Genomic DNA, 25,064 nt, shown 5'->3' with positions numbered 1-25,064 from the left:
GTGACGGCGCCGCGGCTTCTCGACGAACCGCCCCGCATGTCCCGGCCCCTCGTCCCTTCGACGTGGCCTTGACGCCCCTGCCCGCCCCCCGGCGGGCCGGATCGCGGCCGCACGTCAGGAGAGTTTTGATGTCCGACGTTTCGACCCGCATCGAGCACGATCTTCTCGGGGACCGCGAGGTGCCTCGATCCGCCTATTACGGCATCCACACCCTGCGCGCCGTCGAGAACTTCGCGATCACCGGCACCACGCTCGCCACCTGCCCCGACCTGATCCGGGCGCTCGCCGCGATCAAGCAGGCGGCGGCGCTCGCCAACCGCGAACTCGGCCTGCTCGAGCCTGAGCGCTGCGACGCCATCGTGGCGGCCTGCATCGAGATCCGGGGCGGCGCCCTGCACGACCAGTTCGTGGTCGACCAGATCCAGGGCGGGGCCGGCACCTCGACCAACATGAACGCCAACGAGGTGATCGCCAACAGAGCGCTCGAATTGTTGGGCGCCGAGCGGGGCGATTACGCCCGGCTTCACCCCAACGAGCACGTCAACATGGGCCAGAGCACCAACGACGTGTATCCGACGGCGCTCAAGATCGCCGGGATCGGGGCGATCCGCCGGCTGGTCGACGCCATGGCGGCCCTGCGCACCAGCTTCGAGGCGAAACGCGAGGAATTCCGCGACGTCCTCAAGATGGGCCGCACCCAGCTGCAGGATGCGGTGCCGATGACGCTCGGCCAGGAATTCGGCACCTATGCCCGGATGCTGGCCGAGGACGAGGCGCGCCTGGGCGAGGCCGAACTGCTGATCCGCGAGATCAATCTCGGCGCGACCGCGATCGGCACCGGCATCACCGCCCACCCGCTCTACGCGGAACTGGTGCGCGAGCGGCTCTCCACCATCACCGAAATCCCGCTGGTGACCGCGGAAGACCTGGTCGAAGCCACCCAGGATTGCGGCGCCTTCGTGCAGGTGTCGGGGGTGCTCAAGCGCGTCGCCGTCAAGCTGTCGAAGACCTGCAACGACCTGCGCCTGCTCTCGAGCGGGCCCCGGGCCGGATTCGGCGAGATCAACCTGCCGGCGCGCCAGGCCGGCTCCTCGATCATGCCCGGCAAGGTCAACCCGGTGATCCCGGAAGTCGTCAACCAGGTCGCCTTCGAGGTGATCGGCAACGACGTGACGATCAGCTTCGCGGCCGAGGCCGGGCAACTCCAGCTCAACGCCTTCGAGCCGGTGATCGCCTACAGCCTGTTTCGCAGCCTCGCCCATCTGGAAGCGGCCTGCCGCACCCTCGACGTGAACTGCGTGCGCGGCATCACGGCGAACCGCGAGCGGCTGCGGGCCAGCGTCGAGAATTCGATCGGGATCGTCACGGCGCTCAACCCCTACATCGGCTATCGCAACGCCACGGCGGTCGCTATGGAGGCCCACGCCACGGGCCGGGGCGTCTACGACCTCGTGCTCGAGAAGCAATTGATGGCCAAAGACCAGCTCGACCGGGTGCTGCAACCCGAGCGGCTGACGCGCCCGCAGGCCCTCACGGCGCTCTGACGGGCCGCCGGACAGTCACGGACGGAAACGCCAGACATCCGCGGGAAACCTCGGGCGCGTGAGATCGCGCCCGGGTTCTTGCCGCACATCCGTTCATCCTTGGGAGGAAAACACGAAATGGCACAGGTTGAATCGACCAAGAGCTCGGGCCGGCTGACGCTCTATACCGGCATCGGCCTCGCGCTTGGCGTCGCGGTCGGCGCGGTCCTGCACGGCATGGCGGGAAGCCCCGCGGAAGCGAAGGAGATCGCCGGCTACTTCACCATCGGCACCGACATCTTCCTGCGGCTGATCAAGATGATCATCGCGCCGCTCGTCTTCGCCACCATCGTGTCGGGTATCGCGAGCTTCGGCGACACCAAGGCGGTCGGCCGCGTCGCGGGCTTCGCCATGGGCTGGTTCATCACCGCCTCGATCGTCTCGCTGTCGCTCGGCTTCCTCGTCGCCAACATCTTCCAGCCCGGCGCCAGCCTCGGCCTGCCGCTGCCGGACGCCGCGGCGCAGACGGGCCTGAAGGCCGCCTCGATCAACCTGCGCGAGTTCATCACCCACGTCTTCCCGACCAGCATCGTCTCGGCGATGGCGACGAACGAGGTGCTGCAGATCCTGGTCTTCTCGGTGTTCTTCGGCTTCGGCCTCAGCGCGATCGACCGTCGTTACGCCGACCCGATGGTCCACATGCTGAACGGGCTCGCCGCCGTGATGTTCAAGGTCACCGACGCGGTGATGAAGGTGGCGCCGCTCGCGGTCTTCGCCGCCATGGCCTCGGTCGTCACCATCCAGGGCCTCGGCGTGCTGATCGATTACGGCAAGTTCATCGCCGTGTTCTACCTTGGCCTCGCCGTGTTGTGGGCGCTCTTGATCGGCGCCGGCTGGCTGGTGCTCGGCACCAGCGTCGTGCGGCTGCTGCGCCTGCTGCGCACCCCGATGATCGTCGCCTTCTCGACCGCCAGCAGCGAGGCCGCCTTCCCGCGCACCGTGGAGGTGCTGGAGAAGTTCGGCGTGCGCCCCCGCGTCACCGGCTTCGTGCTGCCGCTCGGCTACTCGTTCAACCTCGACGGCTCGATGATGTACCAGGCGCTCGCCTCGCTGTTCATCGCCCAGGCCTTCGGCATCCATCTCGGCATCACCGAGCAGCTGACCATGCTGCTCGTCATGATGGTGACCAGCAAGGGCATCGCCGGCGTGCCGCGCGCCTCGCTGGTGGTGGTGGCCGCCACCGTGCCGATGTTCGGCCTGCCCGCCGCCGGCATCCTGCTGATCATGGGCGTCGACCAGATCCTCGACATGGGCCGCACCGTCACCAACGTGCTGGGCAACGGGCTCGCCACGGCGGCGGTCGCCCGCTGGCAGGGCGAGATGCAGGAGGGGACGGAGGACCTCGTCGAGGAGCCGGCGGCGGTGGCCCTGCCGACCGGCAAGGCAGCGTAATCGCGAGATGGCTGGCAGGCGTCGGCCCTAGCCGATGCCCGCCAGCAGCTCGACGACCTTTTCGGGATGCGGCACCTGCACGTCGTGCGGCACCGCCAGTTCCCGGTACTGCCAGCCGGCCTTGGCCCTCGCCCGCTGCCGGCTCGGCTCGATCGCGGCGAGCGCCGGATTGGTGTAGGCGACGTAGGTCACCGGCAGACCGGCGCCGGCGGGCTTCCCGAGCCGCACCGGACTCTCGTAGGTGCCGATCGGGTGCGGCCGCAGGCGCTGGTGGAACCAGTCCTTGGCCGGCCCCGCCGGGATCGGGAAGGCCTCCGGGCCCGGCACCGGCAGGGCCACGCCCGCCCCCTGCTCCAGGACCGCCTTGCGCCGGGCATCGGCCATCCCGGCGGGCAGGATGGTGAAGGCGGTGTCGCCGTTCTCGGGGATCAGCGCGTCGAGATAGACGATGTGGCGGATCCGGTCGGTCAGGCGGTCGGCGACCCCCGTCACCGCCATGCCGCCGTAGGAATGCCCGACCAGCACGATGTCGCGCAGGTCCTCGAACGCGATCAGGTTCGCCACGTCCTCGATATGGGTGTCGACGGTGATCTGGCGCGACAGCAGGTGGCTGCGCTCGCCGAGCCCGGTCTGGGTCGGCGTGAAGACCCGGTGCCCCTGGCCGCGCAAGGCCGCGGCGACGTCGTGCCAGATCCAGCCGCCGCCATAGGCGCCGTGCACCAGCACGTAGGTCTTCGGCGCCGCACCTTGCGCCTGCACGGCGCCCGACGCGAGGGCGGCGGCGCCGAGGGCGGAGACGCCCGCCAGGGCGGTTCTGCGATTGACCGTCACGCTGTGTTTCCTCCGGTTGTTCGTTCTTGAAAGTGTTGTAGCGGCGCCCCGGCCAAGGTCCACCGCCGAGATCGACCGCCATGGATGCGCGGGACGCGGCTCGCGCGCGGCCCCGCCGGTGCTATGGAGGATTTCGCCGACACGCCTGCCACCACACGAGGGCACGAGCCACCGATGACCCACGCGGAGACCACCCCCCCGGACCTCGCCGCCGGCCTCTCGCCGCGGATGCGCGGCATCGGCACGAGCCAGATCGGTCTCGTCGCCGATCGCGGCCGGGACGACCCCGAGGTGGTCAAGCTGTGGATCGGCGAGGGCGACCTGCCGACGCCGCCCTTCATCGTCGAGGCGGCGCACCGGGCGATGCTGGCGGGGCACACCCGCTACGCCACCTCGCTCGGTATCCCGCGCCTGCGCGAGGCCCTGAGCGCCTATCACGCCCGGCACTGGGGCGTGGAAGTCCCGCCGGAGCGCTTCGCCGTCACCGCGGGCGGCATGAACGCCATCATGCAGGCCGCGCAAGCCCTGCTGGAGCCCGGCGACGAGATCATCATCCCCTCCCCGGCCTGGCCGAACCTGGCGGAAGCCGTGCGGATCACCAGCGGCGTGCCGGTGACGGTGCCCTACCGGGTGCAGGGCGACGGGCGCTTCGCCCTGCCGCTCGCCGACATCGAGGCCGCCATCACCTCGCGCACCCGCGTAATCGTGGTGAACTCGCCCTCGAACCCGACCGGCTGGACCATGCCGCTCGACGAGATGAAGGCGTTGCGCGATCTCGCCCGGGCGCGGGACCTGTGGATCCTCTCCGACGAGGTCTACGCCCACTTCACCTACGGCAACGCCATCGCGCCGTCCTTCCTGCAGATCTGCACCGAGGACGACCGGCTGATCGTCACCAACACCTTCTCGAAGAACTGGGCGATGACCGGCTGGCGCGCCGGCTGGCTGATCGCTCCAAGAGGGCTGGCGCCGACCTTCGCCAAGCTCGGCCAGTACAACACCACCTCGATCCCGACCTTCATCCAGCACGCCGCCGTGACGGCGCTCGAGGAAGGCGACGGCTTCATCCGCCAGATGGTCGCCCGCTGCGCCGAGAGCCGGGAGATCCTGGTCGCGGGGCTCTCCCGCCTGCCCGGCGTCACCGTGTCGGTGCCGGAGGGCGCCTTCTACCTGATGGCCCGGGTCGCCGGCCCCGGAACGCCGCGCCCCGACGAGACCAGCCTCGGCATCGCCTTCCGACTCCTCGAGGAGGCGAAGGTCGGCGTCGCGCCCGGGACCGCCTTCGGGCCGGAGGGCGAGGGTTTCATCCGCCTGTGCTTCGCCATCAGCCCGGGCCTCGCCCGGGAGGCGGTGGCGCGCCTTACCCCCGTCCTGAGCCGCTGAAGGGAGGATTCGATGTCCGAGACCATCGCCTTCCTGGGCAACCTCGACGCGGAGGAGGAAGCCGACTTCCTGGCGGCACTCGCCGCTTCCCTCCCCGAGGAGACCATCCGGCCGTTCCGGCTCTTGAGCGCGCAGGAGCGCGAGGCCGCCCGGATCGCCATCGTGGCCAATCCCGATCCCGCCGAGGTGGCGCGGCTGCCGAACCTCGCCTGGATCCACAGCCTGTGGGCGGGGGTCGAGCGGCTGGTCCGCGATCTCGGGGCAAGCGGCGTGCCGATCGTCCGCCTGATCGATCCCGAACTCGCCCGCACGATGGCCGAGGCGGTGCTGGCCTGGACCTATTACCTCCAGCGCGACATGCCGGCCTATCGGCGCCAGCAGGAAGCCGGGACCTGGCGCCAGCTCGCCTATCGCCCGCCGGGCGAGACGACGATCGGGATCCTCGGCCTCGGGACGCTCGGGAGCGCGGCGGCGGAGCGGCTGGTCGGTGCGGGGTTCAGGGTCGCGGCCTGGAGCCGCTCGCCCAAGGCGGCGCCGCCGGGAGTGACGGGCTTCTCCGGGCCGGAGGGGCTGGCCGGCCTGCTGGCGTCGAGCGACGTCGCCGTCTGCCTGCTGCCGCTGACCGAGGAGACGCGCGGTCTCCTCGATGCCGGGCGGCTGTCCACGATGAAGCCGGGGGCGGCGCTGATCAATTTCGGCCGCGGGCCGATCGTCGCGACCGACGCCCTGCTGGCCGCCCTCGACGGGGGCCGGCTCTCGCACGCGGTGCTGGACGTGTTCGAGGTCGAGCCGCTGCCGGCGGAGTCTCCCCTGTGGCGCCACCCCGAGGTGACCGTGCTGCCGCACATCTCCGGGCCGACCACCCCGGCAAGCAGCGCCGCCATCGTCGCCGGCAACCTGCGCGCCTATCGCGCCACGGGTCGGATCCCGCAGGCGGTGGACGTGGCACGGGGTTACTGAGAGATCCGGCTCGCCCTTCAGGCAACGCGCCGGAGCCGGAGCTCGGGCGGCGGCGACGCGGCCTGTCCCGCACCGGCTTCCGTCAGCCCCGCCTGACGGAGGCGCTGCAGCCAGTCCAGGGCGCTGCGGGCGGCCTCCTCGGCCCGGCGCGCCCGGTCCTCGGCGGCCTCGATCGTCGCGGCCGCCCGCGCCTCGGCGGCACGCGCCCGGTCCTCGGCCGCCCTCACCCGTGCTTCCGCCCGGGCCTCGCGCTCGGCCGCTTCGTCGAGCCGCTTGTGGGCGCTGCGCAGCAACGCCTGGGCCTGCGCCTCGCGGTGGCGGGCCTGCAATTCGGAACCGCCGGGCCCGCTCGGCACGGCCGGATCGCACGCGGCCTTGCGCACATGCGCGATCAGCGCGTCCCAGTCGCGCGGCGACGAAGCGCCATCGACCGGCGTCAATCCCTCGCGCGCGTTCATGGCCCCGACCGACTGGATCACGTCGCCGAGATTCGCGACGAAGCTCTGCTCCAGCCAATCGCACTCGCTGCTCGGCCGTGTCGCGCGGATGCTCTCGAAGACGTCGAGTCCCATGACGTAAGTCCCGTCGGCCTCGTCGGGCCATGGATGAGTGCCGAACCCGACATTCGCCAACCATGGTTAATTCGTCGTTAAGTCAGGGAAATAAAGCCGAGATGCCGGCGAGTCGCGCCGGCCGGGCACCTGCGTCAGCGACCGCCTCGTCATCGCGAATACACACCTGGGGCATGAGACCGAAACGGCCGGGCGATACTGTATTGGATCATCATTCGGCGTCACGGCCATCGGTGCGACGGCCGCCCATCCCGGAACGTTCGCTTCGCAGGCATTCGGCGCCTGTCGTTCCGCGGTCTGGACAGTATCACGGAAGCAGACCTGCGCAGTCTCGCGTGCGGTGCACAACCCGGCGCACCGGACATCCGACTGATCGGCGGCGCATAGGACCTTGATGAGGGCCGATCCATCCTGTATTCTAATGAACAACATAATATATATCTTATTTTAAATCGTAAATATAAATATTAAATATAAAACTACACGTGTCCGGATGAATATTTTATGAGTTTCCGGCGATTTGCAATCCATTCACCCAACGCATCCACCACTCGAATATCGCTTCTTATCAACAAAGGCCGCCGACAAGACGGCTCGCCCACCCCGACATCGATCGCTTCGTGCGTCGCGAGACCGGAGGAAGACAGCATGGCGGACGACACTTTCGCCCAGGACGAGGTCAGGCGGCGCATCGAGCGGGACATCGCCCGGCGCATCGCCGTCCACAAGGCGAACATCGCGCGGCTCGCGGCCGCCCAGGCCAGCGCGAGCCTGCTGGGAGCCCCGGTCCTCAACCGCCCCCTGGTCCTCCTCGCGCAGGGCGACAGCTGGTTCGACTATCCCCTGACGGGAAACGGGCTGCCGTTGGTCGATACCGACGTCGTCGCCCAGTTGCGCCGGATCGGCCCGATGCCGCCGACCATCCTCAACCTCGCCCATCACGGCGATGCCGCGGTCGGGATGATGTCCCTCGAGAAGCAGTCGCGGATGATCGCGGCCCTGCGCGATCCGTCGAACTGGATCGACGGCAAGCCGGACGCGATCCTGTTCTCGGCCGGCGGCAACGACATCGCCGGGGAGCAGTTCTGCATCTTCCTCGATTTCAACGACGGCAAGGCCAAGGGCCTCGACACGGAGCGCTTCGCCGGCGCGCTCGGCATGGTCGAGGCCTGCTACCTCGCCCTCTTCGAAATGCGGGACCGGGTGGCGCCCGGCGTGCCGATCCTCGCTCATTGCTACGACTTCCCGATCCCGAACGGCGCGCATCCGCCCTGCGCCGGCCCCTGGCTCAAGCCGTCGCTCGACTTCTGCAACTGGTCCACCGCGGCGGGAACGACCATCGTCCGGGAGGCGCTCGTCGCCTTCAAGGCCATGCTGGCGCGGCTCGCGGCGAACCCGGCCAACCGCTTCCACCTGATCGACACGCAGGGCACCCTCTCGGCCGCCGAGTGGGCGAACGAGCTCCATCCCGGCCCGGCGGGCTTCGCCAGGATCGCCCAGATCGTCGCGGCGGCCCTGGACGGGCTCGTCCGGCCGCCGGCGAGGATCCAGGCGCTCGCCGCCCTCGCGGCATCGTCGGCCGGTCAGGACACGCCGCCCGCAGAGCCGGGAGGCCGCGGAAAGCCGGTCCGCGGGACACATCGGCCGAAGTCTTGAGTGCGACGCCGGCACCACCCGCCGAAAATCCGCCCGCGGCCCGACCTTCGTCGTTGACGCCGTCGGGCCCGCCGGCCTAACCGGGGATCATGCGCGTGAACCTGCCGACACGGTCGATCGGTCGCGCGACCATCGCGGTGGTCGCGCTCTACGCGCTATGCCTGCAGATGCTGCTCGGTGCGCTGGCGCCCGTGCCGGCCGGGGCGGCCCCGGGGGCGGTGATCTGCCACTCCGACGGGGCGGATGGATCGCCGCAGGCCGTCCCGCATTGCGCCCTCGCCTGCTGCGTCGCGGCCCACCACGTCGCCCTCGCAGCGCCTTTGCTGTTCGCCTTCGGGCTCGCCTGGGACGATCCCGTCCCGGCCGGCCGCTTCCCGCCCGCCGCCGACGAGAGCCCGGCCCGGGCCCCGCCCGACACCCATGCCAGCCCGCGAGGACCGCCGCAGGCCTGATCGCGCCCTCGATGCCCGATCAGTCGCCTGTCCCGGATCCTCGACCCCATGCCCAGCCTCTCCTCCGCCCCCGCCCCGGGGCGTGCGCGCCTGCGTGATGCCCTCCATCGCGCGGTGTGGCGCTGGCATTTCTATGCCGGCCTCCTCTGCCTGCCGTTCCTGATCCTCCTGTCGGTCACCGGCTCGGTCTACCTGTTCAAGGACGAGATCAACCGCACGCTGTTCTCCCACCGTACCCTCGTTGCGGTGCGGGCGACGCCGCCCCTGTCGCCGGAGCGGCTGGTCTTCATCGCCGCCGAGGCGGTGCCGGACGCTCAGCCGACGACCTACGCGAGCCCGGAGGCGCCCGACCGTACGGCGATCGTCACCATGGCGGGGCCGAGGGGAAAGACCCTCGTCTATCTCGATCCCTATGACGGTGCCGTCCTCGACCGGATCGGGCGCACCGACGAGGCGATGATGGTGGTGCGCCGGCTGCACAGCCTGGCGTATTTCGGGCCGGTGGCGAACGGGCTGATCGAGATCGTCGCCGGCTTCACGCTGATCCTGGTGCTCAGCGGGATCTACCTGTGGTGGCCGCGCCGGCAGGGCGGCGGAGTCGTGTCCGTCCGCGGGACGCCGGGCAAGCGGGTGTGGTGGCGCGACCTGCACGCCGTCACCGGCTTCGTCGCCGGGGCCGGCCTGTTCTTCCTCGCCGCCACCGGCCTGCCCTGGTCGATCCTGTGGGGCGACCAGTTCCGGGCGGTGTCGAACCGGGCCGGGCTCGGCCAGCCGAACGAGCTCTGGGCCGGAATGCCGGTCTCGACGGTGCCGATGGGCGCGGTGCTCGACCAGACCGGCTGGGCGCTCGAGGACGCGCCGCTGCCGCGCTCGGAAACCCGGGACGGGGTGCCGATCGGCATCGACCGGGCGGTTGCGATCCTCACCGATCTCGGCATGCCGGCCGGCTACGAGCTGGCGTTGCCGGAGGGGCCGGCGGGCGTCTACGCGGCGGCCGCCTATCCGCGCGACGTCACCCGCCAGCGGATGATCTCACTCGACCAGTATACGGGCAAGCCGCTGGTCAACGTGAGTTTTCGCGATATCGGGATCGTCGGGCGCGGGATCCAGTACGGGATCGGGCTGCACAAGGGCGAGGTCGCCGGGCGGCTCAACCAATTGCTGATGCTGGCCTTCTGCCTCGCCACGATCCTGCTCGCGGTGACCGCCGCGGTGATGTGGTGGAAGCGCCGTCCCAAGGGCCGCCTCGGCGTGCCGGCCTGGCCCGACGACCGCCGGGCGGTCGGCGCCGTCACCGGCCTCGTCGTCGCGTTCGGGATCGTCTTCCCCCTCACCGGGCTGGCGATCCTGGCGATGATCGCCCTCGACGCGGCGGCCTTGAGCCTGCGGCGCGGATTCCGTCGCCCGGCGACGGCCTGACGCCACGCGTTTCTTGCCGGCGCCCCGCGCCGCCCCTCTCCTTCCACGAGATCTTTGCGATGCCGCCCCTCCCCGGCCTGCGTCCCCGCGCGCTCGCCCTCCTCCTCGCCTTCGCCCCCTCTGCGGTCCTGGCGCAGGGCGCCCCCGACACCATCGCCCTCGACGAGATCTCCGTGGCGGGATCCGGCGCCGCCCCAAGACCGGCCTTCGGCGTCGCCGCGCCGCCGGGCGCGGCCCCGAGCGTGATCGAGCACCCGGTCGGCGAGATCGTGACGGGAATCGGCCGCCAGGACGTGATCGCCAACCGGCCGGCCACCAGCATCGGCCAGGTGCTCGTCAACAGTCCCGGGGTCACGGTGCGCCAGGGCAACGGGCCGCGCGACGTGGTGGTGTCGATCCGCGGCAACAACGCCCGCTCGACCGGCGTCATCAAGAACATGGTGGTGCTGGAGGACGGCTTCGTCATGACCCAGCCCGACGGCGCCTCGCGCTTCGACCTCACCGATCCGCGGGCCTATTCCCGCATCGACGTCTTCCGCGGGCCGCAATCGGCGCTCTTCGGCAACTACGCCACCGGCGGTGCGCTGGCCTTCCGCACCCGTACCGGTCGCGAGATCGACGGCTACGAGATCGGCATCGATGCCGGCAGCTTCGGCTATCTCAACCACTACTTCACCGTCGGCGGCGTGAGCGGCCCCTACGAGGTCAGCCTGTTCGCCAGCGATTACCGTCTCAACGGCTACCAGGACCATTTCAGCGCCAACACCCAGACCGTCAACCTCCTGGCGAGCTACACCCCGACACCGGACAACCGCTTCACCCTGAAGGTCGTCAACAACACCCTCGACGCCGACCTTCCCGCCCGCTCGTCGCTGGCGCAGTACCGGATCAATCCCTACCAGCGCGGCTGCGCGGCGGCCGCCACGGCCGCGCCCGGCTGCACCACCGTCAACCTCTTCCGCAACGGCGCCTTCGGCGCGACGGTGCCGGTGACGGCGGACGAGGGCGCCTTCGGCCGCAACGACCGGCGCACGATCATCGCCGGCCGCTGGGAGCACGACATCGACGCCAACACCACCTGGCGCACGCAAGTCGGCTTCGACGAGCGCAATTTCGACCAGCCGTTCTACACCACCTCCTCGCGCGGCAGCTATCCGTCCTACAACGTGCTGTCCGACATCACCCACCGCACCGAGGTATTCGGGCTGCCGACGGTCGGCTACGCGGCGCTCTCCTACAGCGCCATCGACAACCACATCGCCCTCTACAACCGCGCGCCCTATGGCGGCCCGCGCCTCGGCGCGCTCGCCAGCAACCAGGAGGCGGCGCAGTCGAATCTCGGCGGCCGGGCCCGGGCGGAAATCGCGCTGTCCGAGCAATGGACCGGCATCGCCGGCCTCTCGATCGAGAATACCTGGCTCAAGGGCCGCACCCTCACCTACGGCTACTCGGCCGCCGGCACGACCACGGCCCTGGCGAACATCGACCGCAGCTTCCTCAACGTGGCGCCGGAACTGGCGCTGGTCTATCAGCCGGCTCAGGATCTCGCCTTCCGCGGCCGCGTCGCCACCGGCTACGCGACGCCGGCCGCGAGCGCGCTGTTCATCACCCCGGCCGGCGTGCCGGGCAACAACACCGATCTGCGCACCCAGACCAATCTCGGCTTCGATCTCGGCGCCGACTGGTCGCCCCTGCCGGACCTGCGCCTGAGCCTCACCGGCTTCTACGAATTCTTCCGCAACGAGCTCGTCACCCAGTCGCCGGGGGCGGGGCTGCTCAGCTACACCTTCAACGCCCCGGCCTCCGAGCATCGCGGCATCGAGGCGGGAGCCGAATGGGCGTTTTCGCCTGGCTGGCGTGCCTTTGCGGCCTACGGCCTCAACGACCAGTACTACACCCGCTACGTCGAGCAGCTGAGCGCCGGCAACCTGACCGCGCGGTTCGACCGGGCCGGACGCCTGATCCCCGGCGTGCCGGCCCACCAGCTCCTCGCCCGCATCGGCTACGACCAACCGTCGGGACCGCTCAAAGGTCTCGGCGCCTTCGTCGAAGCGGTCTACCAGGACGGCTTCTTCCTCGACAACGCCAACCTGCTCAAGGCGCCGGGCTACACAATCATCAACGCCAACATCCACTACGATACCGATCTGATCGGCTCTTACGCCAAGCGCCTGAGCCTCTATGTCGAGGTGCGCAACATCCTCGACACGACTTATATTTCCTCGGCCCAGCCCCTGGCGAACTCGATCAGCGCCGTGACCGGCCTGCAGAACGGCGCGGGCGTGCTCGCCACCACCACCGGCTCGATCTTCGCCGGTGCACCACGGAGTGTCGTCGGGGGGATGAAGCTGACGTTCTGAAGACCGGGTCGATCGGCGCGACGACGCTGAAAGCCTACCGAGATCGCCCCACGGATCCGGCACCCTCCTCGTCATTCCGGGGCCGCGCAGCGGAGCCCGGAATGACGCGGCGGGCAGCGATCTCACGGCGTCAAGCCAAGGTTCGCGGGCGGTCGCCTCGACTCCGACGTGGCACGGTTGCAGGCAACACCTCACCCCCTCAAATCGCGCATATTGCGCAATTCCCCGATTGACCCGCACCGCATTTTGCGTTCTTCAGGCGCTAACAATCGGACATCGCGCAGCATCATGCGCGGTTCGCGCAAAGGAGGAATGCATGGCGGGGCTACGCATGGGCGAGATACGCATCAAGCGTGCGATCGAGCGTGTGCCGGGCGGGATGATGGTGGTGCCGCTGCTCGTCGGCGCGGTGATCGCCACCCTGTTCCCAGGCACCCCGAAGGTGTTCGGCTCGTTCACAGGCGCGCTGTTCACCGGCGCGCTGCCGATCCTGGCGGTGTTCTACGTCTGCATGGGCGCGAGCATCGACTTTCGCGCCACGCCCTACATCGTGAAGAAGGGCGGCACGCTGCTCGCCGTGAAGGTCGGCATCGCGATGGTCCTCGGCGTGGTCTTCGGCCGCCTGATCGGCGAAGCGCCGATCGGCGCCGGGCTGTTCGCCGGCCTCTCGACGCTGGCGATCGTCGCGGCCATGAACGACACCAACGGGGGCCTCTACATGGCGCTGATGGGCCAGTACGGCCGGCCGCGGGATGTCGGTGCCTACACGATCATGTGCCTCGAATCCGGTCCCTTCCTCACCATGGTGACGCTCGGCGTCGCCGGCCTGTCGGCCTTCCCGTGGCAGACGATGGTCGGCAGCATCCTGCCGCTCCTCGTCGGCATGATCCTCGGCAACCTCGACCGGGAGATGCGCGACTTCCTCGGCCGCGCCGTGCCGGTGATGATCCCGTTCTTCGCCTTCGCGCTGGGAACCGGGCTCGACCTGACGAAGATCTGGCAGGCGGGGCTGCTCGGCCTCGGGCTCGGCGTCGCGGTGACGGTCGTCACCGGCATCCCGCTCTTCTTCGCCGATCGCCTCACCGGCGGCACGGGGGTGGCCGGCGTCGCCGCCTCCTCCACCGCCGGCAACGCCGCCGCGGTCCCGGCGATCATCGCCGCCGCGAACCCGGCCTATGCCGAGGCGGCCGCCCCGGCGACGGTGCTGGTCGCCGCGACCGTGGTGGTGACCGCGATCCTCACGCCCCTCGTCACCGCCTGGACCGCCCGGCATTTCGGCGAGCGCCCGGAGGAGGACGCCGCCCCGGCCGCCGACCCCGTGGCCTCGCCTCTTGCGAAGCGGGCGTGACCGTGGCGCGACGCTGGCTCATCCTCGCCGACGACCTCACCGGCGCGGCCGATTGCGCCATCGCCTTCGCCCGGCGCGGCCGCCGGACTTGCGTGCAATGGGGCGAGGCGGGATCGGGAGCGGAGGACGACGTCGTCTCGCACGATGCCGACAGCCGCCAGCTCGGCCCGGAGGCGGCGGCCTCGCGCCACGCCGCCCTCCTCGACCGGCTGCATCATCCGGGCCGCTCGATCCTCAAGAAGATCGACTCGACCCTGCGCGGGCAGCCGGCGGCGGAACTTGCCGCCACGCTCGAGGGCTTGCGGCGGCGCCACGGCGCAGCCTTCGCGATCCTGGCGCCGGCCTTCCCGGCGACCGGCCGCACCACGCGGGACGGGCGGATCATGGTCGAGGGCCGACCCCTGGAGGAGACCGAGCTCTGGCGCCGGGACCGTACCTACGCGACCGGATCGCTGCCCGCGATGCTGGAGGGAGCGGGCCTGCCGAGCGCGACGATCGCGCTCGCCACCGTGCGGGCTGGGCCTGAATCCTTGCGCGAGGCCCTGGCGCAGGCCGCACGGGCGGGAGCGGTCGCGGTGCTCGACGCGGAGTCCGACGACGACCTCGCGCGGATCGCCGAGGCCGGCCTCGCGCCCGGTGCGCGGGCGAGCCTGGTCTGGGTCGGCAGCGCCGGCCTCGCCCATGCGCTGGCGGCACGGGAGACGGCGCCGGCCGCTCCGTCCGAAAACATCTCTACCGGTTCGGGCGGCACCCTCGTGGTGGTGGGCAGCCTCGCCGCCGCCTCCCGCGCCGCCGCGCGCCGGCTCGCGGGCGAGACGGGTGTGCGCCACGTCCCGGTCGCGCCGGACCTGCTGCTCGCGGCCGACGAAACCGAGCGGGCCCGCTGCCGGAACGCCGTGACCGCGGGAGTGAGCGCCGGAGACGACGTGCTGGTCGAGGTCGCGATGGGCGAGGCGCCGGACCTCGCCCTGGGGCCGCGCCTCGCCGACGCCCTCGGCGCCTGGCTCGCCCCGGCCGCACCCCATCTCGGCGGGCTGGTGGCGACGGGGGGCGAGACCGCCGCGGCGCTCCTCGCCCATTTCCGGGTCGACGGCCTGCGGCTGATCGACGAGATCGAGGCGGGCGTCTCCCTCGGCCTCACACGGGGCGCGCTCCGGGTTCCGATCGTCACCAAGGCCGGCGCCTTCGGCACGCCTGAGACGCTGGTGCGCGCCGTCCATCACCTCCGGGCCATCCGAAACCAGGGTTCCTCGACATGAGCCGACCGACCGTCGCGATCACCATGGGCGATGCCTCCGGCATCGGGCCCGAGATCATCATGAAGGCACTCGCCCTGCCCGAGGTCCTGGCGCTGTGCCGGCCGCTGGTCGTCGGCGATGCCGGGCGCCTGCGCGAGGCCGGCCGCATCGTCGGCTCGGCGCTCGCGGTCCAGGCGATCACGTCGCCCGAGGAGGCGGTCGATGCCCCCGGCACCGTCGCCTGCATCGACCTCGCGCTGATCCCGCCGGGCCACCCGTTCGGCCGCGTCTCGCCGGTCTCCGGCGAGGCGGCGTTCCGCTACATCGCGCGGGCGGTCGAGATCGTCCAGGCGGGCGAGGCCGCGGCGATCTGCACAGCGCCCCTGAGCAAGGAGGCCCTGCACGCCGCCGGCCACAGGTATCCGGGCCACACGGAACTCCTGGCCGAGCTCACCGGCACGCCGGAAGTCTCGATGATGCTGGTCTCGCCCAAGCTCCGGGTGATCCACGTCACGACGCATATCGGGCTGATCGACGCCATCGCGCGGATCGAGCCGGGCCTCGTCGGGCGGGTGATCGGGCGCGCCCACGACACCCTGGTCAAGGCCGGCATCGCCGATCCGCGGATCGGCGTCTGCGCGATCAACCCTCATGCCGGCGAGAACGGGTTGTTCGGCCGCGGCGAGGAGGCGGAGAAGATCGCACCCGCCGTCGAGGCCTGCCGGGCCAAGGGCTGGCGGGTCGAGGGGCCGCTGCCGGCCGACACGCTGTTCTTCCTGGCAGGACGGGGCGATTACGACATCGTGGTGGCGATGTACCACGACCAGGGCCACGGCCCGATCAAGGTGCTGGGGCTCGAGGCGGGGGTGAACGTCACCGTCGGGCTGCCGGTGATCCGCACCTCGGTCGATCACGGCACCGCCTTCGACATCGCCGGCACGGGCGTCGCCGATGCGGGCTCGCTGGTCGAGGCCCTGCGCCAGGCCGTCGACTTGGCACCCCGGGCAGGGGCCTTGGCCCCGCGCCGGGCGGTCTGACCCCCATGACCCGCGGCCGGCACCGTCACCCGCTGCTGCTGGAGGCGCTCCAGGCCGGCGAGGTCGTGGTCGAGGAACTGGCGGAGCGCTTCGGCGTCTCCGCCTCGACGATCCGGCGCGACCTGCAACGGCTGGCGAGCGAGAAGACGATCACCCGCACCTATGGCGGCGCGGTGATCGCCCATCCGCTCCCCGAGACGAGCCTGCCGGAGCGCGAGGCGCAGGCGAGGCCGGAGAAGGCCGCCATCGCGCGGGCCGCCCTCTCGTTGCTCGCCGACGACGACATCCTGATCCTCGACGGCGGCTCGACGGTGGCGGCCTTCGGGGCCGGCCTCGCCGGGCGGCACCACACGGTCATCACCAACAACCTGCCGCTGGTCGGCATACTCGCCGCCGCGCCCGGGCTCAGCCTGACGGTGCTCGGCGGCGCGGTGCGGCCCGGCAGCATGAGCACGATGGGCCCGCTCGCCGAGGCCTCCTTGCGCCGCCTCACCGCCGACAAGGCCGTGGTGAGCGGCGACGGCTTCGTCGCCGGCCGCGGCCTGTGCGAGGCGGCGATCGAGCAGGTCGCCCTCAAGTCGCTGATGATGGAGCAGGCGGCCGAGGTCGTCGTGCTGATGGATTCCTCGAAGCTCGGCCGCGCGGCGCAGGGCGCCTGGGCACCCCTGCCGGCCTGCTGGACCCTGGTGACCGATGCGGGCGCCACGGACGCGCAATGCGCGGACGCGGAAGGCGCCGGGGCGCGGGTGGTGCGGGTAGCGGAGTGAGCGGCGCTTACGCCGCCCGCACCGTCGCGAGGAACCGCGCCACCTCCGCCGAGAGGTGCTCCGACTGGCGCGACATCTCGGAGGCCGCGCCGAGCACCTGGGCCGCCGCCGCCCCGGTCTCGCCGGCGGTTTCGGCGAGCGTCGCGATGGTGCCGGTGACCGCACCGGTGCCGGCTGCCGCCTCGGCGACGTTGCGGACGATCTCCTGGGTCGCCGCGCCCTGCTCCTCTACCGCCGCGGCGATCGAACTGGCGACGCCGTCGATCTCGCGGATGCGCCGGCCGATGCCGTCGATGGCCGACGCGGCCTGGCCGGTCGAGGCCTGGATGCGGCCGATCTGGCCGGTGATCTCCTCGGTCGCTCGTGCCGTCTGGCCGGCGAGCTGCTTGACCTCCGCGGCGACCACCGCGAAGCCCCGTCCCGCCTCGCCGGCCCGGGCCGCCTCGATCGTGGCGTTGAGCGCCAGGAGGTTGGTCTGGCTGGCGATCGACGAGATGAGGGCCACCACGTCGCCGACCTTGGCGGCGGCCTGCGACAGGTCCTGAACCAGCGCCATCGTCTCGCTCGCCTCGCCGACGGCGACCCGCGCCAGCTCGGCCGAGCCCGAGACCTGCCGGCCGATCTCCTGGACCGACGAGCCCAGTTCCTCGGCCGCCGCCGCCACCACGGTGACGTTGGCCGCTGCGTCACCCGCCGCGCTCGCGACGGCGCCCGACTGGCCGGCGGCTTGCGCGGCGCTGCCGCTGAGCGAGCGGGCCGTGGCCTCGAGCTCGGTGGCCGCCGCCGAGACGCCGCCGACGATGCTGCCGACCGCCTGTTCGAAGCCGTCGGCCATCTGGCGCATGCCGAGCTTGCGCTGCTCCTCGGCCGAGGCGCGGGCGAGCGCGGTCTCCTCCTCCAGCGCGCGGGCGCGGATCAGGTTGTCGCGGAACACCACCACCGAGCCGGCCAGCGCGCCGATCTCGTCCCGGCGCCCCTGCCCCGGGATCGTCACCGCGGCGTCGCCGCCGGCGAGGCGCTGGGTCACGGCGGTGATCGCCCGCAGCGGTACGGCGACGCCGTACCGTACCAGCACCATCGCACCGCCCGCGACGAGGAGCCCCAGGCCGATCAACGCCAGCATCTTCCGGTTGGCGCTGACATAGGTCTCCTCAATCAGGTCGCCGCTCGCCTTGGAGCCGGTGCCGTTCAGCGCGACCAGCTTCTCCCAGGTGCCCATGATGGCGATGACGCCATTCGACATGTCGGTGTTGTAGATCCGCTGGGCGGCGGCCACGTCGCCCCCGGTCGCCTTCCCGATGGCCTGGCGCTGATGCTCGGCATAGGCGGTAATATGCCGGCGGAACTCGGCGTAGAGATCGCGCTCGGCCTGCGACAGCGGCAGCGCCTCGAAGCGGGCGAACTGCGCGGCGAGGATCTCGTCGCGCTTGGCGATCTGCCCGGCGACCTGGGTCCGGAATTCGGGCGTGTCGGCGGTGAGCAGGCGCGAGATGTTGACCCGCTGGCGCATGAAGTTGATGCCGATCGATCCGAGCGTATCGGTGGCCGGCACCCGGACGTCGCGCAGGTCCGAGGCCGCCGTGTTCACGCGACGCAGCTCAAGCAGCGCGAGACCGCCTGTCGCTCCGATCAGCAGGGCCAGGGCGACGAGGCACAGCCCCAGCTTCGTCGCGATCGACAACCCGTTGCGCATGAGACTTAATTCCCGACATCATTCAGCCGCCGTGGGGAAATCGTATCAGCCAACAGTTAATCTTGTTTTAGCGAATACGAGACGGAATGCGCGCCGCTTCACTTCGATACGGAGCCAACGACAAAGCTCTCGATCCGAGCCGACGTCCTATACCACGTGGGCGATCCAGCTTACCTGCAAGAGCAAGACCACCGCTCCTCCGCGGGAATCGACGAGGGTGTGAGCGGGGCTCGTCGCCGCCTCGACGGCAGAGGAAGCGCAGGATCTCTCCTCTCAGGATCTCTCCTCTCATGGGGGCGGGGTGAGGATGGAGATTGTCCGGAATGGAACTCCGCCCCGTCTCATCGAACCAGGCCGCCCTCGCGCGGGATCTTGCCTCCCCAGGCCGCTCGCCCAGGCCGGAGACGGGAGGAACCCGCGACCCTTCCTCTCTCCGGAGAGCCCCGCGCCGCGAGCGGGCATCATCACCCCAACTAAAAATACGTACGCATGTTAAGGACTAACATATCAAGTCGTTGCACAATAAAACATTCTCATGTTTCTCGTTTTTTCTGATTGTAACAGTATTCATTGGTCAATGGACAGTTATCGCGACATCGCGCATCTTCACATTGCGAGCGGGACGCCCGAACCCGCCGATACCGGAGTGGCATCATGAAGAAGCTCGACGCCAAGTCCCTCGGCTCCGTCGCTGGCGGCTGCTGCCTGCCCGCTTGCCCGCCCCCGTGCCCCCCGCCGGCCCCCTGCCCGCCGCCGGCCCCGACCTGCTGCAGCGCCAAGTCCCGCGTCTGCTAAGTCCCGCGTCTGTCAAGTCGCAGATCCGTCGATCCCGCCGGATCGACCATCGCGGCAGGGTCGCGCGGCCTCGGCCAGCGACCCTGCGCGACGAGACGATGCCGGCCCGATTCAGGCCCGGCATCGATCGGATCCCGGATCCCCTGCCCCGGCCGGGAGAGGGGATCTTCGGGCCTTCGACCTCCCGCTTTCCGCGCCGCGTCAGGCCGCCAGTTCGTCCTTCACGAAGCGTCCGTCGATCATGATCGCCCGCATGTGCCGGCCCTGGCCGGTGAGGAGCGAGAGGTCGGCGAGCGGGTCGCCGTCGACCACGATCAGGTCGGCGAAGGCGCCGGGCGCCACCACGCCGGCCTTGCCCTCCAGGCGCACGACCTTGGCGGCGTTGATCGTGGCCGAGCGGATCACCTCGATCGCCGGCAGGCAGCGGCCGCGGATCACGAATTCCTCCGACTGGTGGCGGTGCATCTCGCCGAGGAGATCGGTGCCGTAGGCCATCATCACGCCGGCCTCCCGCAGGGTCTCGAGGGCCTTCAGCCCCGCCTCGCGCACATCCTCGATCTTGGCGACCGAGGCCGGCGGAAGCCCCAGGCTGGCGCCCTCCTTGGCAAGGGCATCGAAGGTGACGTTGGTGGGAACGACGTAAGCGCCCTTGTCGCGGATCAGCCGCGCCGTCTCCGGGGTCACCAGGTTGCCGTGCTCGACCGAGATCACTCCGCAATCGACCGCCCGGCGGATCGCCGCGTCGGTGTAGAGATGGGCGGCGACGTAGGTCTGAGCGTTGTTCGCCTCCTCGACGATCGCCCGCAACTCGTCCACCGAGTAGCCCAGGAAGGCGATCGGGTCGGTCGGCGAGGAAACCCCGCCATTCGCCATGATCTTGATGAAGTCGGCCCCGGCCTTGATCTCCTCGCGCGCCACCCGGCGCACCGCGTCGACCCCGTCGCAGACCCGGCCGAGCGCGCCGAGCTTGGTGCCGTAATGGCTCACGTCCCGGGCGTGGTAGCGGCCGCGATAGTCGGTGTGGCCGCCGGTCTGCGACAGGGCCTTGCCGCAGATCACCAGGCGCGGGCCGTCGATCAGCCCTTCCTTCACCGCCATGACCAGGCCGTGGTCGGCGCCGCCGAGGTCGCGCACGGTGGTGAAGCCGCGCATCAGCATGCCGCGCATGATCTTCGCGGTGCGCAACGCCACCAGCGAATCCGGCAGCTCGGCATTGGCACCGAGATCGGGGATCGTCGCGATGACGTGGACGTGGCAATCGATCAGGCCCGGCATCAGCGTGCGGCCGGCGAGATCGATCACGCGGGCCGAGGAGGCGGTGAGCGGCTTGTCCGAGACCTCCCGGATCGAGCCGCCCTCGACCAGCACGTCGTGGCCGTCGAGCGCATTGTCGTGGGTGCCGTCGAGGACCCGGGCGTTGCGGAACAGGACGAGGTCGGCGCTCATGCGGAGGTCCTTCTCTTCATGCGGGCGGCCCGGGGACGAGCGCGCGAGCCTGAGCGGCACACTGGACAGCGAGAAAAAAACAGGCAAGCTTGTTTTTTTATCAGGCACCCGCGCCCCGGAGGATCGGTGACGCAGACCGGACGGCAGCCCCAGGCCCGCAGCCTCGCGACCCGCGAGCGCGTGGTGCGCGCCACGATCGACGAGATCCACGCCGTCGGCTACCACGCCGCGACGACGCAGGCGATCGCCGAGCGGGCGCAGGTCTCGCGCGGGGCGCTCCTGCACCACTTCCCGACACGGGCCGATCTTGTGCGGGCGGCCCTCGAGACACTGCTCGACGACGGCACCGCCGAGATCCGGTCGGTGTCGCGGGACGTGCGCTCCGGGGCACTGCCGCTCGCGGATTTCGTCGAGTTCCTGTGGCCGCTCTTCTCCGGCCGGTTCTTCCAGCTGTCGCTGGAGCTGATCAACGAGGCGCGCACCGATCCGGACCTGCGCCACTGCCTGATCCCGGTGGTGCAGCGCTTCCACGCCGCCCTCGACGCGATCTGGGTCGAGTTCTGCGATGCCGATGCCCGGCCGCCGCGGGAGGCGCGGATCATCCTCAACCTCACCGTCAACCTGATGCGCGGCATGGGCGTGCAGACGGTGCTGCGGCCCGATCCCGACTATTTTCGCGACCTGATCGAGGCCTGGAAGGCGGTGCTGCCGCTTCTCATCGCCGGTCCGGCGGGCGATGCGGCCTTCGCGGGTCCGCGCTTCCGCGCGGCCTCGGCGTGAGCGAGCCTCGCGCTTGGCACCCCTCTTGCCAACACCCGTCTTGCCAAAGGGGCGGGCACCTGTCCTACAAATAGGTCAGCTGTCGTCACCTCCGAAACCGTGAACGCATGAGCGCCGCCATCCTCTCCCCCGCCGGGCCCGGCCTCTCGGCCCGGCTCGGCCGCCTCGCCGTCCTGGCGGCCGTCATCCTCGCCTACGCGATCGTGTTCGCGCCGATCGTGATGGTGGTCGTCACCTCGTTCTTCGATCAGGAGATCGTCACTTTCCCGCCGGACGGCCTGACCTGGCGCTGGTACCTCAATGCCTGGGCGCAACGCGACTTCGCCCGCGGCTTCGTCACCTCGCTCCAGATCGCGCTTGCGGCCACCGCCATCGGCGTGCCGCTGGGCACCGCCGCCGCCCTGGCGCTGGTGCGGGCGAACATCCCCGGGCGCGGGCTCATCAACACCTTCCTGCTGGCCCCGCTCGCGGTGCCGGCGATCGTCGCGGGCTCCGCCCTCTACATGTTCTATCTGCGGGCCGAGGACTGGCTCGACATGGACATCAAGGCGACGCTCGGCGGCCTCGTCGCCGCCAACGTCCTCATCACGATCCCCTGGACGGTGCGCCTCGTCACCGCGAGCCTCGCCGGGCTCGACCGCTCGGCGGAGGAAGCCGCGGCCAATCTCGGGGCCAAGCCCCTCACGGTGTTTGCCCGCATCACCCTGCCGATGCTGCGGCCCGGCATCGTGGCGGCGGCCCTATTCTCCTTCGTGGCGAGCTTCGAGAACCTCGAACTCAACCTCCTCCTCGTCGGCCCGGGGCGCACCACGCTGCCCGTCGCCATGCTGAGCTACCTGGAATTCCGAATGGACCCGACCCTGGCCGCCGTCGCGACGGCGCAGATCCTGATGGTGACGATCCTGATGCTGGTCACCGACCGGTTCGTGAAGCTGTCGCGGATCGTCTGATGGGCACGCTTCTCCTCGACGGCGTCACCAAGCGCTACGGCGACGCCACCGCCGTCGCCGGCGTCGATCTCGACATCCGCCAGGGCGAGTTGGTGGCCCTCCTCGGCCCTTCCGGCTGCGGCAAGACCACGACGCTGCGGATGGTCGCGGGCTTCATCGAGCCCAGTGCCGGCCGCGTCGTCATCGGCGGGCGCGACGTGACGCGGCTGCCGCCGCATGCCCGCGACACCGGCATGGTGTTCCAGTCCTACGCGCTGTTCCCGCACATGAGCGTCGCCGACAATGTCGGCTTCGGCCTGGAGATGCGGAAGGTAGGAAGAGCGGAGCGCGACCGGCGCATCGCCGAGGCTCTGCGGCTGGTGCGGCTCGACGCGCTGGCCGAAAGGCTGCCGCGCCAGCTCTCCGGCGGGCAGCAGCAGCGCGTGGCCTTGGCGAGGGCGCTGGTGGTGAGCCCGGCGGTGTTCCTCCTCGACGAGCCCCTGTCGAACCTCGACGCGAAGCTGCGCTCCGAGGTGGGCCTCGAGATCCGCGAGTTGCAGAAGCGGCTCGGGCTGACCACCCTGATGGTCACCCACGACCAGGACGAGGCTTTGGCCATGGCCGACCGGCTGGTGGTGATGGAGCACGGCCGCGTGCTCCAGGTCGGCAGCGCCGAAGACCTCTACGAGCGCCCGGCCAACACCTTCGTCGCCGGCTTCGTCGGACGCTGCAACCTGCTCGACGGGGCGCGGGAGGGGACCGACGTGTTTCGCCTGGCCAGCGGCGCCGCCGTGCCGTGCGCACCCGATGCGACCGCCAAGAACGGCCTGCTGGCGATCCGGCCCGAGCGGATCGAGGTCGCCCCCGACGCGAGCGGTCCCGGCCGGCTCAGGGCCGTGACCTATCTCGGCGCCCGCACCGAGTACCACCTCGATCTCGCCGGCGAGGCGATCGTCGCGGTGACGCCGACGCCGCTCCCCGACGATCCCCGCCGCCGCCTCGCCGCCGGCGACCCCGTCCGAATCTCATGGGCTGCGGATGCAGCCCGCGTCATCCCCAGTGCCGACGCGTCCCGCGTCATGCCCGCAGCAGAAGGCCCCGCCCGATGATCACCCGTCGCTCCCTCCTCGCCAGCAGCGCCGCCCTCGGCCTTGCCGGCACGCTCCCCGCCCGGGCCGAGGCCGCCCCGATCGTCGTCGGCACCTGGGGCGGCGATTACGGCGCGCTTTTGCAGCAGAACATCGACGTCCCGCTGATGAAGCCGCTCGGCATCGAGGTGTCGCAGGACATCGCCAACCAGGACCCGCGCCGCACCAAGCTGATCGCCGAGCGCACCAGCCGCCGCGCCAGCATGGACGTCGCCTGCATCAACGACATCGACAGCTACATGCTGAGCCAGCTCGGCGTGCTGGAGACCGTACCGGCCGCCGAGGTGCCGCGGCTGTCGCAGGTGATCGACGTCTTCAAGAAGCCGCACTCGATCCCGCACATCTACTCGGCGCTGGTCGTGCTCTACAACCCGAGCAAGGTCACGACCCCGCCGACCCGCTACGCCGACATCTTCGACCCGAAATACAAGGGCCGGGTCGGTTTCTCGGACATCCTCTGGAACTTCAACATGGCCGGCGCCAATATCGGGGCCGGCGGCTCAGCCACCGACTTCACCAAGGGCAAGGCCGCCCTGATGGACCTGAAGAAGCTCGAGCCCAAGGTCTATCCCTCGAACGAAACGCTCGCCGCGGCGCTCAAGTCCGAGGAGGTGTGGATCTCGCTGATGTGGCTCGCCCGCGGCTTCATGTGGAAGCAGGCCGGCATCCCGGTGGCGATGGCGATCCCCGAGGAAGGGGCCCTGCCGATCCTGTTCGAGGCCGGCGTGCCGAAGAACTCGCGGGCCAAGGACAGCGCCTTCAAGTACCTGAACGCCATGCTCGACCCGACGGCGCAAACCGCCTTCGCGCAGAAGATGGGCTACGTGCCGACCGTCAAGGACGCCAAGCTCCCGGAGGATCTGGCCAGGCAGATCAGCCTCACGGAAGCCCAGCAGGCCAAGCTCCGACCGCTCGACTACGCGACGATGCAGGCGCAGCAGGCGGCGTTCTCGGATTTCTGGAACAAGGAATTCAAGGGGTAGGCCGTCGGGTCGGCCGCAGGGCCTCGCCGACACTCCGCTTCATCCTATCCAACCCCCTCATCCTGAGGTGTTATACGCAATCCGGAAGATCGCTTCCGGATTGCGTATCACCAGCCCGCGCGGCGCGTGAGCGAAGCCGATTTCCGCATCGCGAAGCGATCAATCGGAAATCGTATTAGTCGATCAAGGATCGACTGATCTCGAAGGAGGGCTCCAGAAGTCTCAGGGCTTTCTGGAGCCCTCCTTCGAGGCTCGTTTCACTCGCGATCTCTGATCGCCGGTACCTCAGGAT

Annotated in this window: 20 protein-coding genes; 16 read left to right on the top strand and 4 right to left on the bottom strand. The window is 70.4% G+C overall.

Features of this window, described 5'->3' with window-relative positions; translation table 11 throughout:
• Positions 1-128 precede the first annotated feature (128 nt).
• The gene (gene aspA / locus AC3AOF_RS00595) at positions 129-1,544 is read left to right on the top strand and encodes an aspartate ammonia-lyase (protein ID WP_488347405.1); all 1,416 of its coding nucleotides are present in this window, start codon (positions 129-131) and stop codon (positions 1,542-1,544) included.
• A 117-nt stretch (positions 1,545-1,661) separates the two neighbouring features.
• On the top strand, positions 1,662-2,975 hold the full coding sequence (locus AC3AOF_RS00590; RefSeq protein ID WP_236992488.1) for a dicarboxylate/amino acid:cation symporter: 1,314 nt from the start codon (positions 1,662-1,664) through the stop codon (positions 2,973-2,975).
• 27 nt (positions 2,976-3,002) lie between these two features.
• Here the strand turns inward: AC3AOF_RS00590 and AC3AOF_RS00585 are convergent, their stop codons facing one another.
• Positions 3,003-3,806 carry an alpha/beta hydrolase gene (locus AC3AOF_RS00585; protein WP_488347404.1) on the bottom strand — a complete coding sequence of 268 codons (804 nt, stop codon included), beginning with the start codon at positions 3,804-3,806 and terminating at the stop codon, positions 3,003-3,005.
• A gap of 174 nt (positions 3,807-3,980) precedes the next feature.
• Here AC3AOF_RS00585 and AC3AOF_RS00580 point away from each other — a divergent pair, with 174 nt between their 5' ends.
• Together AC3AOF_RS00580 and AC3AOF_RS00575 are read left to right on the top strand one after the other, a co-directional pair.
• Entirely contained in the window at positions 3,981-5,189 is a 1,209-nt protein-coding gene (locus tag AC3AOF_RS00580) for a pyridoxal phosphate-dependent aminotransferase (RefSeq protein ID WP_488347403.1), read from the top strand.
• Between the two features lie 12 nt (positions 5,190-5,201).
• On the top strand, positions 5,202-6,149 hold the full coding sequence (locus AC3AOF_RS00575) for a 2-hydroxyacid dehydrogenase (RefSeq protein WP_488347402.1): 948 nt from the start codon (positions 5,202-5,204) through the stop codon (positions 6,147-6,149).
• Between the two features lie 17 nt (positions 6,150-6,166).
• On the opposite strand, the gene AC3AOF_RS00570 is transcribed toward AC3AOF_RS00575, so the two are convergent.
• The gene (locus AC3AOF_RS00570; protein WP_488347401.1) at positions 6,167-6,721 is read right to left on the bottom strand and encodes a hypothetical protein; all 555 of its coding nucleotides are present in this window, start codon (positions 6,719-6,721) and stop codon (positions 6,167-6,169) included.
• Between the two features lie 648 nt (positions 6,722-7,369).
• Here AC3AOF_RS00570 and AC3AOF_RS00565 point away from each other — a divergent pair.
• The 8 genes from AC3AOF_RS00565 (at position 7,370) to AC3AOF_RS00530 (ending at position 16,998) form a co-directional block, all read left to right on the top strand.
• Positions 7,370-8,377: an SGNH/GDSL hydrolase family protein gene (locus AC3AOF_RS00565; RefSeq protein ID WP_488347400.1), complete on the top strand. Its 1,008-nt coding sequence runs from the start codon at positions 7,370-7,372 to the stop codon at positions 8,375-8,377.
• 95 nt (positions 8,378-8,472) lie between these two features.
• Entirely contained in the window at positions 8,473-8,829 is a 357-nt protein-coding gene (locus AC3AOF_RS00560; RefSeq protein ID WP_236992494.1) for a hypothetical protein, read from the top strand.
• A 48-nt stretch (positions 8,830-8,877) separates the two neighbouring features.
• Positions 8,878-10,248 carry a PepSY-associated TM helix domain-containing protein gene (locus tag AC3AOF_RS00555; protein WP_488347399.1) on the top strand — a complete coding sequence of 457 codons (1,371 nt, stop codon included), beginning with the start codon at positions 8,878-8,880 and terminating at the stop codon, positions 10,246-10,248.
• A gap of 59 nt (positions 10,249-10,307) precedes the next feature.
• A complete protein-coding gene (locus AC3AOF_RS00550; RefSeq protein WP_488347398.1) occupies positions 10,308-12,608 on the top strand; it encodes a TonB-dependent receptor family protein in 2,301 nt (766 codons plus the stop codon).
• A 316-nt stretch (positions 12,609-12,924) separates the two neighbouring features.
• Complete coding sequence (locus tag AC3AOF_RS00545; RefSeq protein ID WP_488347397.1) at positions 12,925-13,956, top strand: 2-keto-3-deoxygluconate permease; 1,032 nt, start codon at positions 12,925-12,927, stop codon at positions 13,954-13,956.
• The gene (locus AC3AOF_RS00540; RefSeq protein WP_488347396.1) at positions 13,953-15,215 is read left to right on the top strand and encodes a four-carbon acid sugar kinase family protein; all 1,263 of its coding nucleotides are present in this window, start codon (positions 13,953-13,955) and stop codon (positions 15,213-15,215) included. The genes AC3AOF_RS00545 and AC3AOF_RS00540 overlap by 4 nt, the downstream gene beginning before the upstream one ends.
• Positions 15,212-16,231 carry a 4-hydroxythreonine-4-phosphate dehydrogenase PdxA gene (pdxA, locus tag AC3AOF_RS00535; RefSeq protein WP_236992498.1) on the top strand — a complete coding sequence of 340 codons (1,020 nt, stop codon included), beginning with the start codon at positions 15,212-15,214 and terminating at the stop codon, positions 16,229-16,231. Before AC3AOF_RS00540 ends, pdxA begins: the two co-directional genes overlap by 4 nt.
• Before the next feature lie 5 nt (positions 16,232-16,236).
• The gene (locus tag AC3AOF_RS00530) at positions 16,237-16,998 is read left to right on the top strand and encodes a DeoR/GlpR family DNA-binding transcription regulator (protein ID WP_488347395.1); all 762 of its coding nucleotides are present in this window, start codon (positions 16,237-16,239) and stop codon (positions 16,996-16,998) included.
• Positions 16,999-17,005: 7 nt separating this feature from the next.
• On the opposite strand, the gene AC3AOF_RS00525 is transcribed toward AC3AOF_RS00530, so the two are convergent.
• Both AC3AOF_RS00525 and AC3AOF_RS00520 read right to left on the bottom strand, forming a co-directional pair.
• A complete protein-coding gene (locus AC3AOF_RS00525) occupies positions 17,006-18,691 on the bottom strand; it encodes a methyl-accepting chemotaxis protein (protein WP_488347394.1) in 1,686 nt (561 codons plus the stop codon).
• 996 nt (positions 18,692-19,687) lie between these two features.
• The gene (locus AC3AOF_RS00520) at positions 19,688-20,932 is read right to left on the bottom strand and encodes a metal-dependent hydrolase family protein (RefSeq protein ID WP_488347393.1); all 1,245 of its coding nucleotides are present in this window, start codon (positions 20,930-20,932) and stop codon (positions 19,688-19,690) included.
• Positions 20,933-21,058: 126 nt separating this feature from the next.
• Here AC3AOF_RS00520 and AC3AOF_RS00515 point away from each other — a divergent pair, with 126 nt between their 5' ends.
• From AC3AOF_RS00515 to AC3AOF_RS00500, 4 genes are all read left to right on the top strand, one after another.
• Positions 21,059-21,712: a TetR/AcrR family transcriptional regulator gene (locus tag AC3AOF_RS00515; protein WP_236992502.1), complete on the top strand. Its 654-nt coding sequence runs from the start codon at positions 21,059-21,061 to the stop codon at positions 21,710-21,712.
• 107 nt (positions 21,713-21,819) lie between these two features.
• On the top strand, positions 21,820-22,662 hold the full coding sequence (locus AC3AOF_RS00510; protein WP_236992503.1) for an ABC transporter permease: 843 nt from the start codon (positions 21,820-21,822) through the stop codon (positions 22,660-22,662).
• Positions 22,662-23,750, top strand: coding sequence for an ABC transporter ATP-binding protein (locus AC3AOF_RS00505; protein WP_488347392.1), 1,089 nt, complete (start codon positions 22,662-22,664; stop codon positions 23,748-23,750). Before AC3AOF_RS00510 ends, AC3AOF_RS00505 begins: the two co-directional genes overlap by 1 nt.
• On the top strand, positions 23,747-24,772 hold the full coding sequence (locus AC3AOF_RS00500) for an extracellular solute-binding protein (RefSeq protein ID WP_236992505.1): 1,026 nt from the start codon (positions 23,747-23,749) through the stop codon (positions 24,770-24,772). Before AC3AOF_RS00505 ends, AC3AOF_RS00500 begins: the two co-directional genes overlap by 4 nt.
• Positions 24,773-25,064: the final 292 nt, after the last annotated feature.

The organism is Methylobacterium sp. 142-1Y, assembly GCF_057747795.1.
This window is presented reverse-complemented; position numbering and strand designations above follow the sequence as displayed.

Excerpts from the sequence above, each read along its gene's own strand:
- AC3AOF_RS00580 (WP_488347403.1), top strand. The coding sequence starts at position 3,981 with ATGACCCACGCGGAGACCACCCCCCCGGACCTCGCCGCCGGCCTCTCG.
- AC3AOF_RS00500 (WP_236992505.1), top strand. The coding sequence starts at position 23,747 with ATGATCACCCGTCGCTCCCTCCTCGCCAGCAGCGCCGCCCTCGGCCTT.
- AC3AOF_RS00575 (WP_488347402.1), top strand. The coding sequence starts at position 5,202 with ATGTCCGAGACCATCGCCTTCCTGGGCAACCTCGACGCGGAGGAGGAA.
- AC3AOF_RS00590 (WP_236992488.1), top strand. The coding sequence starts at position 1,662 with ATGGCACAGGTTGAATCGACCAAGAGCTCGGGCCGGCTGACGCTCTAT.
- aspA (WP_488347405.1), top strand. The coding sequence starts at position 129 with ATGTCCGACGTTTCGACCCGCATCGAGCACGATCTTCTCGGGGACCGC.
- AC3AOF_RS00570 (WP_488347401.1), bottom strand. The coding sequence starts at position 6,721 with ATGGGACTCGACGTCTTCGAGAGCATCCGCGCGACACGGCCGAGCAGC.
- AC3AOF_RS00525 (WP_488347394.1), bottom strand. The coding sequence starts at position 18,691 with ATGCGCAACGGGTTGTCGATCGCGACGAAGCTGGGGCTGTGCCTCGTC.
- AC3AOF_RS00530 (WP_488347395.1), top strand. The coding sequence starts at position 16,237 with ATGACCCGCGGCCGGCACCGTCACCCGCTGCTGCTGGAGGCGCTCCAG.
- pdxA (WP_236992498.1), top strand. The coding sequence starts at position 15,212 with ATGAGCCGACCGACCGTCGCGATCACCATGGGCGATGCCTCCGGCATC.
- AC3AOF_RS00550 (WP_488347398.1), top strand. The coding sequence starts at position 10,308 with ATGCCGCCCCTCCCCGGCCTGCGTCCCCGCGCGCTCGCCCTCCTCCTC.
- AC3AOF_RS00545 (WP_488347397.1), top strand. The coding sequence starts at position 12,925 with ATGGCGGGGCTACGCATGGGCGAGATACGCATCAAGCGTGCGATCGAG.
- AC3AOF_RS00555 (WP_488347399.1), top strand. The coding sequence starts at position 8,878 with ATGCCCAGCCTCTCCTCCGCCCCCGCCCCGGGGCGTGCGCGCCTGCGT.
- AC3AOF_RS00510 (WP_236992503.1), top strand. The coding sequence starts at position 21,820 with ATGAGCGCCGCCATCCTCTCCCCCGCCGGGCCCGGCCTCTCGGCCCGG.
- AC3AOF_RS00505 (WP_488347392.1), top strand. The coding sequence starts at position 22,662 with ATGGGCACGCTTCTCCTCGACGGCGTCACCAAGCGCTACGGCGACGCC.
- AC3AOF_RS00565 (WP_488347400.1), top strand. The coding sequence starts at position 7,370 with ATGGCGGACGACACTTTCGCCCAGGACGAGGTCAGGCGGCGCATCGAG.
- AC3AOF_RS00520 (WP_488347393.1), bottom strand. The coding sequence starts at position 20,932 with ATGAGCGCCGACCTCGTCCTGTTCCGCAACGCCCGGGTCCTCGACGGC.